This is a genomic window from Psychroserpens sp., from assembly GCF_047633235.1.
GTDB lineage: Bacteria > Bacteroidota > Bacteroidia > Flavobacteriales > Flavobacteriaceae > Psychroserpens.
Genome location: NZ_JBLIET010000001.1, coordinates 118,795 through 135,589, shown reverse-complemented (window position 1 = coordinate 135,589; position 16,795 = coordinate 118,795). Strand labels below are relative to the sequence as shown.

The window sequence follows — 16,795 nt, the reverse complement described above, 5'->3', positions numbered from 1 at the left end:
AATGCGACATATTTCATTAATACTATTACTCTTAAGTTTTAGTTTTAGCTTTACTCAAGAACAGCAAACATCGAGTTTTAGTTTGCAAGAAGCTATAGATTATGCTCTAGAGAATAATAGACAGGCACAAAATGCAACACGTGATATAGAGGCTGCAAAACAACAAAAGTGGGAAGCCACGGCTTCTGGCTTACCACAAATTAGCGCTAAAATTGATTACCAAAATTTTTTAAAGCAACAAGTTCAAGTGATACCTGCCGAATTTTTTGGAGGTAATCCTGGAGATTTCGCAGAGGTCGTTTTTGGAACTCAACAAAGTATCAATGCCTTTGCTATATTAAATCAAAAAATATTTGATGGTTCTTATTTAGTTGGTCTCCAATCTGCAAAAGTATTTTTAGAGATTTCTAAAAACGCAAAAACTAAAACCGATCTAGAAGTCCGGAAAGCCGTTATTGATGCCTACGGAAATGTGCTTCTAGCAGAAGAAAGTGTCATCATACTAGAAAGAAACATAGCTGTATTAGAAAAAAACCTTTACGAAACTACCAAAATTTATGAAAATGGTTTAGGTGAGGAAGAAAGTGTTGAGCAACTCCAAATCACCTTATCTAGCGTACAAAGTATGCTTAATAATACAAGCAGGTTAAAAACGTTGGCTTATCAGATGCTAAATATCACTTTAGGCTTAGATGTTTATAATCCATTGCTACTAACTGATACTCTAGAAACATTAGCACAAAATAATATGTCCCTCAGTCTCTTAGATATAGAAGGGAATCCTCAAAACAATGTCGATTATCAAATTGCAGAAAATGATACCGAGGCTAAAGGCTTAATGATGAAACTTGAAAAAAGTAAGGCATTACCAACTTTAGAGGCCTTTATTAATGGAGGTTATTCGGCCTTTAGTGACCAATTTACGTTTACAAACAGTAGTCAAGATTGGTTTGGATCTTCACTAATTGGAATCAATTTAAATATTCCGATTTTTAGTTCTGGAATGAGAAGTGCCGCTACGCAGCGCGCTAAAATAAACTTTGAGAAATCAAAAATAAATTTAATAGAGACTGAACAAAGAATTAAACTTCAAATTGCTTCGGCAAAAAGCAATTATCAATTCGCCATTGAAGATTATGAAAATAAGAAAGAAAACTTAGCACTTGCAGAGCGTATTGAAAACAAAAATCAAACTAAATTTTTTGAAGGAATAGGTTCTAGTTTTGAACTGAGACAGGCACAAACTCAATTATATACTGCACAACAGGAGTTATTGCAAGCCATGCTTGATGTGGTGAATTCTAAAGCAGAACTTGAAACCGTCCTAAACACACCAATCAACAATTAAAAATAAGAGTACATGAAATATATCTATCACATCCTATTAATAGCACTTCTTCTTGTTTCCTGTTCCGGAAATAAAAAAAACTCAGTGGAAAAAGCTTTAAAAAGCGAAAATATTGAAACTATTAGAAAAAAGCGTGGTGAACTTGTGAACTCACAACAAACACTTAGTGATCAAATCAAACTTTTAGATAAAAAAATAAAAACTCTAGATACCACAAAAAATATCCCGTTAATCACAACATTTAAGGTCAATCCTACAGTCTTTAAACATGTTTTAGAACTCCAAGGGAATGTCACTACAAAAAACTTATTGACGATCACTCCAGAATATAACGGAATTTTAACCAATGTATACGTCAAGGATGGCCAAAATGTAACTAAAGGCCAAATTTTAGCTAAAATTGATGGTGGCGGATTGAGTCAACAGTTAGCACAATTTAAAATTCAAGCAGAATTAGCCAAAACAACATTTGAACGTCAAAGAAGACTATGGGATCAAAAGATTGGTAGTGAAATTCAATTTTTACAAGCGCAATCAACTTATGAATCACAAAAGGAAGCGGTCAATCAAATGAACCAGCAAATTTCTAAAACAATTGTTAGAGCGCCTTTTACCGGCACTATTGACGATGTAATTACAGAACAGGGAAGTGTTGTTGCTGCTGGTCAAACTCAACTAATGCGTATTGTAAATCTAGATGACATGTACATTGAGACCGAAGTGCCAGAGCGTTATGTTTCTAACGTTGTTAAGGGTAAAAGTGTATTCGTTGATCTTCCTGTATTAGGAAAAACGATTAATGCTAAAGTACGTCAAACCAGTGACTTTATAAATCCTGCCAATCGCACATTTAAAGCGGAAATTGAGGTACCCAACAAGGATAAAACTATTAAACCAAATTTAACTGCACGACTAAAAATAAACGATTATACCAATGAAAATGCGCTTCTAATTCCACAGAGTGTTATTTCAGAAAATGCAGAAGGCGAACAATATGTTTATATTATAATAGATAAAAACTCCAATGGTATTGGTACAGCAAAACGCATGATTATAGAAACAGGCAGAACACAAGGCGATATTATTGAAGTTCTCAAAGGATTGAAGGATGGTGCAGAAATCATCAAGGAAGGTGCTCGAAGTGTGAGAGACGACCAATCTGTTGAGGTAATTAATTATGAAGACACCAAAGTTAATGAAAAGTAAAAAGAAAAAAAACATAGACAAAGAGTTTGGCTTATCATCGTGGGCCATTGACAACAAAACAACTATGTATGTTTTGATTGCTGTATTTTTCTATTTGGGTATTTCTGCCTTTTTTGAAATGCCGAGAGAAGATTTCCCTGAGGTGAACGAAACCAAAATTTACGTAAGTACAATTTATCCTGGAAACACTGCAGAAGACATTGAAAAACTAGTCACAGACCCTCTTGAAGATAAACTCAATATCGTGAGTAATAAAGTTGAGATCAGCTCAACATCCCAAGAAGATTACTCTATGATTATTGTAGAATTTGATGAGAATATTACAGTTGAGCAAGCCAAACAAAAAGTAAAGGACGAGGTTGACAGTGAAACGGCAAGTGAAGATTGGCCGACGTTTAATGGCGCCAAAGTAGAACCCAATGTTTTTGAACTGAGCCTTTCCGAAGAAATTCCGATATTAAATATTAATATCTCTGGAGATTATCCTGTTGGTAAATTAAAAGAATATGCAGAATACCTGCAAGATGAAATTGAAGATCTACAGGAAATAAAGAAAGCAGACATTAGAGGCGCCCAAGAAAAAGAAGTTGAAGTTGCTGTAGATATCTATAAAATGATGTCTTCAAAAGTCACATTCAATGATATTATTGGCGCAATAAATGGCGGCAATGTAACGATGTCTGCTGGTAATTTAAAAACTAGCGGACAACGACGTACCATTAGGATATTAGGAGAAATAGAAAATCCTCAAGAATTAGAAAATTTCGTCGTAAAAGCTGAAAACGGTAATGCCATCTACCTAAAAGATATTGCAAGCGTATCATTTAAAGAAGAAGATCATACCACTTTTGCAAGAAAGTCTGGTAAACCCGTGGTGATGCTTGATGTTAAAAAACGTGCAGGTAAAAATATGGTAGATGCTGCTGAGCAAATTCAAATCATTGTTGAAAAGGCAATTGCCAATGAATTTCCAGCAGACCTAGAGGTTACGATCACTAATGACCAATCTGAAAAAACCATTGGTCAAGTTGACGATTTGGTCAACAACATCATCTTTGGTGTCATCTTGGTTGTCACTGTTTTGATGTTCTTTTTAGGATTTAAAAACGCACTATTTGTTGGTTTTGCTATACCAATGTCAATGTTTATGTCTCTCATGATTTTAAACCTCCTTGGTTACAGTCTAAATACTATGGTCCTTTTTGGTTTAATTATGGGACTAGGAATGCTTGTAGATAACGGTATTGTAGTTGTTGAAAACGTTTACCGATTAATGGAAGATGAAGGTTTGAGCAGGATTGAAGCCGCCAAAAAAGGTATTGGAGAAATTGCATTCCCTATTATTATATCTACAGCAACAACGGTTGCTGCCTTTATGCCTTTAGGACTTTGGCCAGGGATAATGGGAGAATTTATGAAGATTTTACCAATCACTTTATCCATTGTCTTAGGGTCTTCGTTGGTAGTTGCTATCTTTTTTAATTCGGTTTTAGTTTCTCGATTTATGACCATTGAGGATAAAGATATGCCTTTAAAGCAAATCATTAAAACCACTATTATTGTAGCTTCCATAGGTGTGCTTATTCTAATTTTTGGAAGAGCATATCGCGGATTAGGAACCGTTATGATTTTCACTGCGATTATGCTTTGGGCTTATCGCTTCTTTATTAGAAAATGGGCAAATAATTTTCAAAACAGCACCTTAGTAAAATTAGAAAATTGGTATGAACGTCAATTGAGAAAAGCTCTTTCTAAAAACCGTCCCTACATATTGAGCATTGGTACGTTTTTATTACTGATAGCTTCTTTTATTGCCTTCGGAATTTCTCTAGATACGAAACGAACAAAAGTTGAGTTCTTCCCAGATAATAATCCTAACCAGATCATTGTTTACATAGAATATCCTGAAGGGACTGCCATCGAAAAAACAAACGCTATTACTAAAAAAATTGAAAAGCGTGTATACGACATCATCAACCAAGAACAATATATGGATGGTGATAGAAATTTCTTAGTAGAAAGTGCTGTATCACAAGTTGGTGAGGGTGCTGGAAACCCGCAAACCGATGGTGGTTCTGCTGCCGAAATGCCTCACAAATCAAAAATCACAGCGTCTATGCGTGAATATAAGTACAGACGTGGCGAAGATAGTGAAGCTTTGAGACAAAAAGTTCAAGAAGCCATGGTAGGCATTTACCCAGGTGTGCTTATTTCCGTAGAAAAAGATGTTAAAGGTCCACCTGCGGGATCGCCAATTAATATTGAAATTGAAGGAAAAGATTACAATGCGTTGATAGCTACTGCAGAGAAAATGCGTGAATTTATCAATTCTAAAAATATTGCTGGTATTGCCGAACTTAAGATAGATGTCAATAAAGGCAAGCCAACAATGCAAGTTGAAGTTGATCGGGAAAAAGCTGGAGAGCTAGGTATTACAGCCTCTCAAGTTGGACAGCAATTACGTAATTCTATCTTTGGATCTAAAGCGGGTATTTACAAAGAAGATGGTGATGATTATGATATTTATGTGCGTTTTAATGAAGCGAATAGATACAATACCAGCGCCTTATTTAATCAAAACATTACGTTTCGTGATAATACAGGACAAATTAAGGAAGTCCCTTTGTCTACGGTTGCTAAGCAAAAAAATAACTCTGGTTTTAGTGCAATTAAACATAAAGAAACCAAGCGTGTCGTAACCGTATATTCTGCTTTAGCTCCTGGTTTTACCGATGCTGGCGCAATTGTGACTCAAGTTCAAAATGAAATGAAAAGTTACGAAGGATTACCTGAGGATATTCATATCGATTATACGGGACAAATTGAAGAGCAAAACAAACAAATGGCCTTTTTAATAGGTGCCTTTTTTACAGGTTTAGGATTGATTTTCTTTATTTTAATATTTCAGTTTAATTCGGTTTCGAAACCAACCATTATCATGATTGCTATTTTTTTAAGTTTTATTGGTGTCTTTGGAGGCATCGTTATTTCTGGAAGTGCGTTTGTTATTATGATGACCATGGTTGGGATTATTTCCCTCGCAGGTATTGTCGTTAATAATGGAGTGGTTCTTTTAGATTATGCACAACTACTAATTGATAGAAAAAAGAATGATTTAAATTTAGAAAAAGTGGATTATCTAAGTAATGAAGATCTTTTTGAAAGCATCGTCAAAGCTGGAAAAGCACGTTTACGTCCTGTTTTATTAACTGCGATTACCACTATTTTAGGATTAATTCCTTTAGCTATTGGACTTAACATTAATTTCTTTACACTATTTGCAGATTTTGATGCCAATGTTTATATGGGTGGAGATAATGTAATATTTTGGGGGCCTCTAGCTTGGACAGTAATCTACGGATTATTTATAGCGACCTTCTTAACCTTGATTGTGGTTCCTATTTTATTCTTTTTATCCATGAAACTAAAAATGTGGGTGCGAACAAAATTTAATAAAGAAGCGGTTGTTACAGAACATCAAATACAAACAAAACCTTTTATGGATTCTTAAAATGAAGAACGACCTCTTTAAGGGTTTGATTGATAGCAAAAAAAAGCCTCGATATAAATCGAGGCTTTTTTACATTTATATGTACTCCTATGTTTTATTGGTTTTCATTTGCAGGAACTGGAACAGACTCAGGAACAGTATCACCTGCCCTATCATTAGGCAGCTCACTAATTCTATCAAATCTTCTTACATCAATCCATCTATGACCTTCACCAAACAGTGAATAACGCCTTTGAAAAAGAATTTCATCTTCTAGGGCATCTGAAGTTGTAAGTCCGTCATAATCGCCTAAACCTGCGATATTCCTTACGACATTTATACCCGCTTCTGCTTCTCCTGGATTAATAACAATATTGGCCTCGGCATATAATAAAATTAATTCTTCATTTCTCATTATAGGAATGTTATCAACATTAGATTGATAAATCCAAACATCATAAGTTCCTACTAGACCTGATGCTTCCCTTGGACTATCTCTCAGAACAACTTTGTTTACTCTTGTATCATCAGTAAGCGCGTCTTCCACAAAGCTTGAATGTGAAACTCTAACATTAGCCTCTTGATTTAAAGCTATAAAAAGTGGATTAGCCAAATCTGCACCAGACAGAGAAAATGTGTGATAAACACCTGTATTCATATCTCCGCTTAAGTCTAAAAAAGAACCATTAAGTAACGTTAATACATTAGCATAATTCCCTCTATAAGCTTCAACTCTAGCATTCAAACCTTTATTAAACTGTAAAAATCCATCTGGACTATCAAAACCAGCATAACCAGAAGATAATGCAAACGGAAAGCTACTTCCACCAGCAGCTAGATCTATTGCTGCAGAAACTAATAAATCATTAATCGTATTTAAAGCCTCTGTATACGTAACAAAAGGACCTAAATTGTCTGGATCAGCAACATCTGTTCTAATACCATTAGCAAATTGATTATTTGCTACCACTAATAATTCATGTGCTTTAAGCGTATTTAAAACACCTCTTGTAGCTGATATTTCTTCCACAGAAAAATCAGAAGTCGTGTTTTCTAAACCTATCAACGTTAAATTAATATCCTTAACCGCTGCATACCTAGAACCCCAAGGCCCAGTGGTATAAAACGTATTGTTATCTAGATTTCCCGTCACTACATCGCCTTCAAATCTGGGATCTGAACTTGTAAAGTAGTAATACTCTCTGCCAAAAATACTGAGTACATCAATTTGTGTATTTAATCTACCTCTCATATCTGAAAGCACACCAGATATAGCTTGTGGTAATTCGCCTCTAGACAAATCGTCTGATATAGAGGTTGTACTTGCACCATTCAAACTTTCACCACCTTCAAGCTCACAAGACGTAAATACCGTGATACTAATGGTTAAAATTATAATATAAAATTTTCTTAATATTTTCATTTTTCTAGTTTTTTATTTTAAAATTGAGCTGATAAATGGAACATATATCTTTTAGAAGATGGAAAAGGTGTTACTTCTACGCCAGTAGATAAACCAGAACCTCCAAAGTTAGATACTTCAGGATCATAACTGTTATAATCAAAAATATTTATTAAGTTATTTCCAGAAAATCCAACTTTCACATTTGACACGGCCCCTTTAAACCATTGATCTAAACTTGTACTTGGAATATTATAATACAACCCTATTTCACGTAATCGTAAATAAGATGCATCTTCAACAAAGGGTCTTGCATTACCAGCAAATAAACCATTATTAATTCTATAATCTCCGTTTCTAATTAATCCTTCTGGATCAACATCAAACCCGTCAAAATCTGCACTTGTACCTCCAAAATCAGATAATAATTTTGTTAGGTTAATATTATCACCTCCCTTTTTCCAATGCCATAGGAAGGAAAGAGCAAAGTTTTTGTAAACAAACTTATTAGTAAACATCATTTGAAAATCAGGCTCTGCATCACCCAAAACAGAAACAGGTGTTCCTGGTCCAGTTGTACCAACAATTTGTGTAACACTTTTACCTTCTTCAATTTGAAACTGTCCTAAACTATTTCCAAAACCACCAAGATTGAAAGTAGGAACATTTAATTCCGTCATTTCAGACGTGTTTTTAAACCAACTAATTCCTGAATCCCATTGGAAGTCTTCAGATTCAAATGCTGAAACATTAATTCCAATTTCAACACCTCTGTTTTCTAAAGTACCAGCATTAACCCATTCTCTACCAAAACCAGCAGAGGGCTCTATATTGGCTTGCAGTAATAAATTTTCAACTGTTTTCTTATAGTAGGTTAGCTCGAGAGATACCCTATCGTTTAAAAAACCAGCATCAATACCCATCTCTAATTCTCCTTGTCTTTCAGGCGTTATATCTGCATTTCCTCTTATCACAGGAACTGAAATACCTACATTTCCATCAATAGAAGAGCTTCCATAAATAGTATAAAGAGAACCAAATGCGGCAAAAGTACCAGCTTCACCATAAGCTATACGTGGTTTAAATCTGTTTATTGTGCTATTATCTCCCCAAAAGCCAAAGTTATGAAGGTTAGCGGCAAGTGAAGCCTTTGGATAATAAAACACCTCATTAATATCCCCATTGTTTGTTGACTTATCACCTCTAATTCCAACAGTACCAATTAATTTATCCTGATAGTTAACCATCTCTTGGACATAAAATCCGAAATCTTCTTGCTCTAGTCTAAATTGATTTATTGTTTGATTCGCTGCTTGATCTGTGTTAGTTTCTGAAGCAATTAAATCTGACGCTATAACCCTAACCACATTTTGTGAGAACTGCTCATTAGTCACACCAGCTTGAGTTGTGAAATTTAAATCATTTTGAGTTTTATAATTATGAACTAAAAATGCTGAATAGTTAGAATTTGTATTTGTAGTGTTAGAAATAGCAGAGACCCCGTTGAGTCCACCTTGATCTGGTCGCATAAATTGTAACTCTTTTGGAAAAATCACAGTACCTGTTAGCGTATAATGATCAGCACCAGCCTTCGCCACAAATTTTAAATCAGAATTTTCACCCCTATATAAGTTAATATCCAAAGCTCCACCAGTTATAAATCTTTTTGTGGTTTCATTATTTGTCATTAAATCTCTCGTCTGTAATGGATTTGACGAATTATTTGGATGATCTGGATAATTACCGTTAGCATCAGGTAATAAAAAATCCCAAGGACGTGTCGCTGTTAGCGCAACTCCAATTGTTGTTCCCGAATTATCATTATTAAAAAACCCTCTATCTGCAGACGAGTTAATATAGTTAGTCGTTAATGATAATTTGACGTTATCTGTGAATTTATGATCTACATTTAACCGTAATGAAGTTTTATCATAACCCGTTCTTTTAACAATCCCATCCTCTTGATTCCTAGACAATCCTGCATAAAATGTTGTTTTTTCAGATCCTCCAGACATACTCAAATTGGTATTGCTTATAAAACCTTTCTCCCCAAATACTTCTTTTTCATAATCACGTAAAGTACCATTTGCTGCTGCGGCAGCGTAAAGAGCTCCTTCTCCAAATTCACTTTCAGCCAATTCTTCGGTCCAATTTCTTTGACCTTGTAAATTAATAACTTGATTATACCCTACAGATTGTGAAAAATTCAATCTTGTTTTACCTCTTTTACCTTTTTTAGTTGTAATAATAATTACACCTGCAGCACCACGAGATCCATATATTGCAGAGGCCGATGCGCCTTTTAAGATTTCAATATTTTCTATATCATCTGGATTGATATCTGCTATTCTATTAGTTGCATTATCTTGAGAAGAAGGGCTTCCGCCTCCCGCTGCTGCAGACACTGTATTTAAACCTCCAGAAGAAATACTACTGTTGTCTATATAAACCCCATCAATAATATATAAAGGTTGAGAATTACCGTTAATTGACGTTATACCTCTTAATCGAACAGATAAACCTCCACCTGGCGCACCAGAATTAGAAGTAATTAATGCTCCAGTGAATTTCCCTGCTAAAGCACCATCTAGAGTTTGTGGTGGTGTTGTACCAGCTAAACCTTCAGCGCTAACACTAGCGACACTGTTTGCTGCGTTTGTCCTTTTTACAGTAGATGCGAAACCTGAAATAACGACCTCGTCTAGGCCTGTCGCAGATTCTTTTAATGACACATTCACTTCTCGAGCTTCAGTTAAGACAACTTCAACAGTTTCAAACCCAATAGAGGAAATTACAAGTGTTGCAGGGAAGTTGTCAATATTAATAGAGAAATTTCCATCGAAATCTGTATTTGCACCAGTGGATGTTCCCTTTATAACAACATTGGCGCCAGGTAAAGGTTGATTAGATGCCCCATCCATTATCTTACCCGTAACGTTTTGACCAAACGTTAGTAACGGAATAAAAATAAATGTAAACAAAAACAACTTTAATGATAAAGTGTAGTTCATAATATTGATTGTTTTAAATTATCCTAATTAAATGTCTTAAATGTATTCAAATATCATAAAAAAATGTTAAAAAAGTTAACATATTGTTAAAAATTTTACTAATTAGTATTTAACCTCCAGCAAAAGAAGACTATAGACTTACTTTCTAACACCATCTTGATACACTACAGTGATTTAGTCTTCTTCGTTGAATTAATTACTCACGAAGATGTAACCTAGCATAGGCCCCAATGTCCTATTTGCATATAGCACATTAATAATTTTACCCTAATTGTAATGATTATTCTTTCTATCCATCAAATCAAAAATGTAGTTGCAAACAAAATTTAGAGACAAAGAGAGTGATGTTGAAGATATAATCACTCTAAACCAGCAGTAAAGTCACACTTTAAATGTGGGAAAAAGAGCCTTTCAATTGTAGTAAAGGATTTTATTATTAAAATATGTCAATTTATTTTCTTCGGAAATGAGCTCAATTCAATCAAGCGTACCTTATTTCAAAAGGCTTCTTAAAGCATCAGCATCGTAAGGTTTTGCAATGATAGTCTTGTCTTTATCTAATAAGAAAAAAGAAGGTGTTGATTCTATACCATAAGCACCAGAGATTGGGTTATCCCATTTACCTAATCCTAAAACATGAATAAAATTTTGATAGTTGGCAGTCATTTTTTGCCAGTTCTCAACATCATCCTCTAAACCTATCGCTATAACTGTGAGCTCTTTTTTCTCTTCTACAATTTGTTTCACCTTAGGTAACTCTTCAAGGCAGTGTCCACAGGTACTGCTCCAAAAAATCACTAAATATTGATCTGTAAGATCCAGATCATACAATGTAGAAGTAAGTGTCTCTCCATCCTTTACATATGACAAATCAAAATTTGACGCTGTATTACCAACTGTATTATTTTTATACACGAGCAACTGCTCATTTAGCGTATCGTATTTAGTAAGCTCTGTCAATTGTAACAGGTATTTATCTGTAACGTAATTAGCAAGTTCCGGATTCTCCATCCCTTTAAAACGTCTCCAAACAATTTCGAATAGAAAGGTTTTTATTTCTAGGTTTCCGTCACCAATTCTTGTCATCAATCCGTCAATATCCCTTTTATAGATTTCATTACTAGTATTTGCAGACATTCCGAAGATATACGCCATAACACGATCAACAAGAAAATCTGAACTCTGTAATAGTGAACTACCAAAATCAACATGCTCTAAATACGTATGTTTTAAGTTTTTTGAATAGGTTGACAAATCTTCAAATCCCTTTGGCACATAAGGTGAATTAGCCTTAATAAACACAAAAGCCACTGTTCCTTCTGAAGACTCCTCATAGGCAGCTTGAGTGTCGCTCAATGTTTTGATAATTTCTAAATACCCTTTCTTATCGACACTCTCTTGGGCATAAAAGCTACTTATGGTCCTATTCACCATTTCCATACTTTTAATATAAGAGGCCCACAATTTATTCTCATTACTGTCTTTAAATTCTAAGCCATCGTCTACACTAAACGAGAATACAACCGATTCTTTTCCATTATAAATAAAATCGAAGTTATTATCTTCTGATGGAAGCGCATAAACAATCTTATAAACCCCAGGTGTGGACTTAGAATCAAAAGGAATACTAAAACTTCCGTCTTCGTCCAATTGTGCCCTATCTATATAATTTGAACCCGTTGGAGTCGCTTGATATAAAAATGCGTAAGAGTACTCTTCTACAGGAGTGAACGTACCACCTATACTGTGTTGAGCAACAATATATGATGGAATTAAGGCCAGTAAAAACAATATTTTTTTCATCAAAATTTTATTTTCATCTTCATCAAGGTGAAGGGTTATATTAGATTTCAAACCTGCAAAGTTTCGAAAACCTTCTAGGATAAGATTTTAAAATATCAAATCAAATATCTGAATTTTATTCTTTCATTTTGCTTTTTGATCTTATACTTTCGATAACTACCGTAGAAATGATAAGTGATCCTCCAACAAATGTATTCCATGTTGGAATCTCGTTTAAGAATACAAACGCAATAATAATTCCGAAAATTGGTTGGGTGCTACTTATGATACTAGCTGTACTTACTTGAAAGTATTTAAGACTATGGATAAACATCGTATGACCAATAGCAGTCGTTAATAATGCAAGTACAATCACATATGGGAATTGAGTTTTAATCTCAGAGGTTCCAAGAATTGGTAGCGCCGGCAATAGGACTATAGCCAAAATTAAAACCTGATAAAACATAAGCGTACTGCCATTATACACTAAAACGTGCTGTTTTAACATCAATGTTCTAATAGCGTAACAGATTGCCGAAAACAATCCAAACAAAACGCCCTTAAGTTGAGAACTTTCTAAATCAAAATCTGGTGCTAAAAAATAAATTCCTACCAATACTAAAACTCCGAGAACAATATGAATAGGATCAAATTTTACTTTAGAAAACAAAGGTTCCAAAATAGCTGTGATTATTGGAAACGTAAAAAGAGACAACATGCCAATCGCAACACTAGATAGCTTTAACGCATAGAAATAAGTAATCCAATGTGCACCTAAAAAAAGTGCACCTAAAAAGAACGTAAGTTTATCCTGACCTGTATTAACCTTCAATGAAACCCCCTTAAATTTGCAATACATGAACAAAAACAAAGCTGCAAAAGCAGATCTCCACCAAATAATAACTGGTGTTGGCATATCTATATATTTGCCTAAAGCTCCAGAAGTACTAATACATATTGTGGCTAACGTTAACCATAGCACATGCTTTAGATGTGCATCTTTCATATGCCCTCTAATTTACTCAGCACTTGTTTTACAGATCTAATTTGTTCAAATGTTAAGAGTAAACGCAACCCGTTCCTCGTTTGCTTTTCCTTCATTTTACATTGCCCAGGATGCGTTTGCACATATTTAAGCACCTTTGTAAAATTAGGACTTTGATAAAACGCACTGTTTTGATCGTTTATGAAATAGCCTACAAAACGCCCTTTCTTCATAATGATTTTCTCTAACCCTATTTTTGCAGCAATCCATTTAACACGCACACTATTTAACAAATCAACCACTTGAATTGGTAATTCTCCAAAACGATCTATGATTTCAGATTCAAATTTCTGAAGTTCTTCTTCGGTTTTGAATGTATTGAGTTTGGTGTACAGATTTAAGCGTTCTTTAATATTATTGACGTAGTCATCTGGAAAGAGCAATTCAAAATCAGTATCAATAGTGATGTCCTTGACATACTCTTTTTCTTTCCCATCATCCTGATAGAGGTCTTTAAATTCATTGTCTTTAAGTTCTTCAATGGCTTCATTAAGAATTTTTTGATATGTATCAAATCCAATCTCGTTGATAAATCCACTTTGTTCACCTCCTAATAAATCACCAGCACCTCTAATTTCGAGATCTTTCATAGCGATATTAAATCCGCTACCTAATTCAGTAAATTGTTCTAATGCTGTAATACGCTTTCTTGCATCATCAGTCATAGCAGAATAATCAGGTGTGATAAAATAGCAGAACGCTTTTTTATTACTTCTACCTACACGTCCACGCATTTGATGCAAATCACTCAATCCAAAGTTATTCGCATTGTTAATAAAAATTGTATTCGCATTTGGCACGTCCAATCCACTTTCTACAATGGTTGTACTTACAAGTACATCAAACTCACCATTCATAAAAGCTAGCATTAGCGTTTCTAATTTTTTACCATCTAGTTGCCCATGACCAATCCCAATTTTAGCATCAGGTACTAATCGTTGAATCATACCGGCAACCTCTTTTATATTCTCAATGCGATTGTGGATAAAGAAGATTTGTCCGCCTCGCTCAATCTCATAGCTCACAGCATCTCTAATAATTTCTTCACCAAACCTAATCACATGACTCTCGATAGGATAACGATTTGGAGGTGGCGTTGTAATCACGGATAAATCACGTGCTGCCATCAAACTAAACTGCAAGGTTCTTGGAATTGGTGTTGCAGTCAATGTCAACACATCCACATTATCTTTAAGCGTTTTTAGTTTCTCTTTTACAGCTACGCCAAACTTTTGTTCTTCATCAACGATAAGCAGCCCTAGGTCACTGAATTTAACATTTTTATTGACCAATTGATGAGTTCCAATAATAATATCTACGTGACCTTTTTCTAATTTATCAAGAGTTTCTCGTTTTTCTTTTGCTGTTCTAAAGCGATTTAAGTAATCTACAGTTACTGGGAAATCCTTGAGACGTTCAGTAAACGTTTTATGATGTTGATACGCCAAAATAGTGGTTGGCACTAAAACAGCCACCTGCTTCCCGTTATCTACAGCTTTAAAAGCCGCTCGAATAGCAACTTCTGTCTTACCAAAACCTACATCTCCACATACGAGACGATCCATTGGACGCTCGTTTTCCATATCTGCTTTTATATCTGCAGTAGACGTGATTTGATCTGGAGTATCTTCATAGATAAATGAAGCTTCTAACTCATGCTGCAAATAACTATCTGGTTTATATTGATAACCCTTTTCTAATTTACGTTTGGCATAAACCTGAATTAAATTAAAAGCAATTTCTTTAACTCTAGATTTTGTTTTTTGCTTAAGAGTTTTCCATGCTTTACTCCCTAGTTTATAGATTTTTGGTGGTTTCCCATCCTTACCATTAAACTTAGTGATTTTATGTAGCGAATGAATACTTAAATACAACACATCACGCTCTCCATAGACTAATTTTATGGCTTCTTGTTTTTTGCCTTCAACATCAATTTTTTGGAGTCCACCAAACTTTCCAATCCCATGGTCAATATGCGTAACATAATCTCCAATGTCAAGATTAGTGAGTTCCTTAAGAGTAATCGCCTGCTTTTTAGCATAACCATTTTTAAGATGAAATTTATGGTAACGTTCAAAAATTTGATGGTCTGTATAACAGGTGATTTTTTGATTATGGTCTACAAATCCTTGATATAAGGACAAAACAATAGTTTGGTAATGCACATCTTGTTCTACGTCATCGAAAATATCATGAAAACGCTTGGCTTGTTGCTCACTTGCGCACGCTATATAATTAGTGTATCCTCTATCATGATGCAAATTAAGATCTTCAATTAATAAATCAAACTGTTTATTAAAGGATGGTTGAGGAGTTGTATTGAATGTTATAACGTAACTATCATTTCGAGCGGAGTCGAGAAACTCTTTGTTGTGCATCTCGACTTCGCTCGATGTGACAGAACTCTTTGATTTATTTTTACTGAAATTCGCCGACGTCCCAAATTCAACCAAACTAAACCCCAATAATTGACGTTTTAGTTCTTCAGAGCTACAGAAGAGTTCTTTTGGTGACGCATGTTTAATTTCCGAAGAAAGATTTTTAAATGTGTCTTCGGCTTTTCCGAAGAAATCATCAATTCTAGAGAAGAAAAGGTCTGTGTTTTTAGAGAATATCACCGTTTTTTGAGCGATATATTTCAAGAAACTCTGCCTATTTTCATCCAAAAACTTATTGGCTACATTAGGGATAACACTTATTTTTTTAATCTGCTCTGTCGATAATTGAGTCTCTACGTCAAAAGTTCTAATACTATCTACGTCATCACCAAAAAATTCAATACGATAAGGCTCATCATTTGAAAATGAAAAGACATCTACAATGCCACCACGAACGGAAAACTCTCCAGGTTCAGTTACAAAATCTACACGCTTAAATTTGTACTCAAATAAGACCTCGTTAACAAAATCTAATGAAAGTTCGTCACCAACTGCAATTTTTAACGTGTTCTTTTCTAGCTCACGACGCGTGACTACTTTTTCAAAAAGCGCATCTGGATAGGTTACGATTATTGATGGTTTTTTACGTGAATTAATACGGTTTAACACCTCTGCTCTTAGTAAAACGTTGACATTATCGGTTTGTTCTATTTGATATGGTCTTCTATAACTTCCTGGATAAAAAAGCACATCTTTATCGCTCAATAACGCTTCTAAATCATTAAGGTAAAAAGCAGCCTCTTCTTTATCATTAAAGATAAGTAGAAATGGAAGCTCTGCAGATTTAAAACTTTCGCTTATAACCAGTGATAATGATGACCCAACAAGACCTTTAAGATGTACTTTGTTTTGGGAATTGGCAATAGCAGCGTGTAGATTTTGCATTTGCAAAACCTTTACATACGTTTGCGAGAGAATGGATTTACTCAAAACATTTTATTTTGTGCAAAGATAAATTTTTTGTCTTACTTCCTAGTGAACTCATCTTGACTTTTTCTATTTCTTAATACTTCAATACCTGCTGGAAGTAATAGCTATAATTCGCCCTTTTTTTGTTGCTTTTTTTTAAGCAT

General features: G+C 34.6%; 8 protein-coding genes. 3 read left to right on the top strand and 5 right to left on the bottom strand.

The window, feature by feature from the left end; all coding sequences use genetic code 11:
* Position 1: 1 nt before the first annotated feature.
* From ACJAZK_RS00530 to ACJAZK_RS00520, 3 genes are read left to right on the top strand one after another with little or no spacing between them, the layout of a single operon-like run.
* On the top strand, positions 2 to 1,348 hold the full coding sequence (locus ACJAZK_RS00530) for a TolC family protein (protein ID WP_415222081.1): 1,347 nt from the start codon (positions 2 to 4) through the stop codon (positions 1,346 to 1,348).
* Between the two features lie 12 nt (positions 1,349 to 1,360).
* Complete coding sequence (locus ACJAZK_RS00525) at positions 1,361 to 2,554, top strand: efflux RND transporter periplasmic adaptor subunit (RefSeq protein ID WP_415222080.1); 1,194 nt, start codon at positions 1,361 to 1,363, stop codon at positions 2,552 to 2,554.
* On the top strand, positions 2,526 to 6,065 hold the full coding sequence (locus ACJAZK_RS00520) for an efflux RND transporter permease subunit (RefSeq protein ID WP_415222079.1): 3,540 nt from the start codon (positions 2,526 to 2,528) through the stop codon (positions 6,063 to 6,065). The genes ACJAZK_RS00525 and ACJAZK_RS00520 overlap by 29 nt, the downstream gene beginning before the upstream one ends.
* Positions 6,066 to 6,159: 94 nt before the next feature.
* On the opposite strand, the gene ACJAZK_RS00515 is transcribed toward ACJAZK_RS00520, so the two are convergent.
* The 5 genes from ACJAZK_RS00515 to mfd form a co-directional block, all read right to left on the bottom strand.
* Entirely contained in the window at positions 6,160 to 7,467 is a 1,308-nt protein-coding gene (locus ACJAZK_RS00515) for a RagB/SusD family nutrient uptake outer membrane protein (protein ID WP_415222078.1), read from the bottom strand.
* 17 nt (positions 7,468 to 7,484) lie between these two features.
* On the bottom strand, positions 7,485 to 10,457 hold the full coding sequence (locus ACJAZK_RS00510) for a SusC/RagA family TonB-linked outer membrane protein (RefSeq protein WP_415222077.1): 2,973 nt from the start codon (positions 10,455 to 10,457) through the stop codon (positions 7,485 to 7,487).
* 492 nt (positions 10,458 to 10,949) lie between these two features.
* Positions 10,950 to 12,260, bottom strand: a complete 1,311-nt coding sequence (locus ACJAZK_RS00505; protein WP_415222076.1) for a TlpA family protein disulfide reductase — start codon at positions 12,258 to 12,260, stop codon at positions 10,950 to 10,952.
* A 115-nt stretch (positions 12,261 to 12,375) separates the two neighbouring features.
* Positions 12,376 to 13,245: a DMT family transporter gene (locus tag ACJAZK_RS00500; protein WP_415222075.1), complete on the bottom strand. Its 870-nt coding sequence runs from the start codon at positions 13,243 to 13,245 to the stop codon at positions 12,376 to 12,378.
* Complete coding sequence (mfd, locus tag ACJAZK_RS00495) at positions 13,242 to 16,607, bottom strand: transcription-repair coupling factor (RefSeq protein WP_415222074.1); 3,366 nt, start codon at positions 16,605 to 16,607, stop codon at positions 13,242 to 13,244. Before mfd ends, ACJAZK_RS00500 begins: the two co-directional genes overlap by 4 nt.
* Positions 16,608 to 16,795: the final 188 nt, after the last annotated feature.

Bases quoted from the DNA above. Each gene is read 5' to 3' on its own strand.
- ACJAZK_RS00525 (WP_415222080.1), top strand. From the start codon at position 1,361: ATGAAATATATCTATCACATCCTATTAATAGCACTTCTTCTTGTTTCC.
- ACJAZK_RS00510 (WP_415222077.1), bottom strand. From the start codon at position 10,457: ATGAACTACACTTTATCATTAAAGTTGTTTTTGTTTACATTTATTTTT.
- ACJAZK_RS00515 (WP_415222078.1), bottom strand. From the start codon at position 7,467: ATGAAAATATTAAGAAAATTTTATATTATAATTTTAACCATTAGTATC.
- ACJAZK_RS00500 (WP_415222075.1), bottom strand. From the start codon at position 13,245: ATGAAAGATGCACATCTAAAGCATGTGCTATGGTTAACGTTAGCCACA.
- ACJAZK_RS00520 (WP_415222079.1), top strand. From the start codon at position 2,526: ATGAAGACACCAAAGTTAATGAAAAGTAAAAAGAAAAAAAACATAGAC.
- ACJAZK_RS00530 (WP_415222081.1), top strand. From the start codon at position 2: ATGCGACATATTTCATTAATACTATTACTCTTAAGTTTTAGTTTTAGC.
- ACJAZK_RS00505 (WP_415222076.1), bottom strand. From the start codon at position 12,260: ATGAAAAAAATATTGTTTTTACTGGCCTTAATTCCATCATATATTGTT.
- mfd (WP_415222074.1), bottom strand. From the start codon at position 16,607: ATGCAAAATCTACACGCTGCTATTGCCAATTCCCAAAACAAAGTACAT.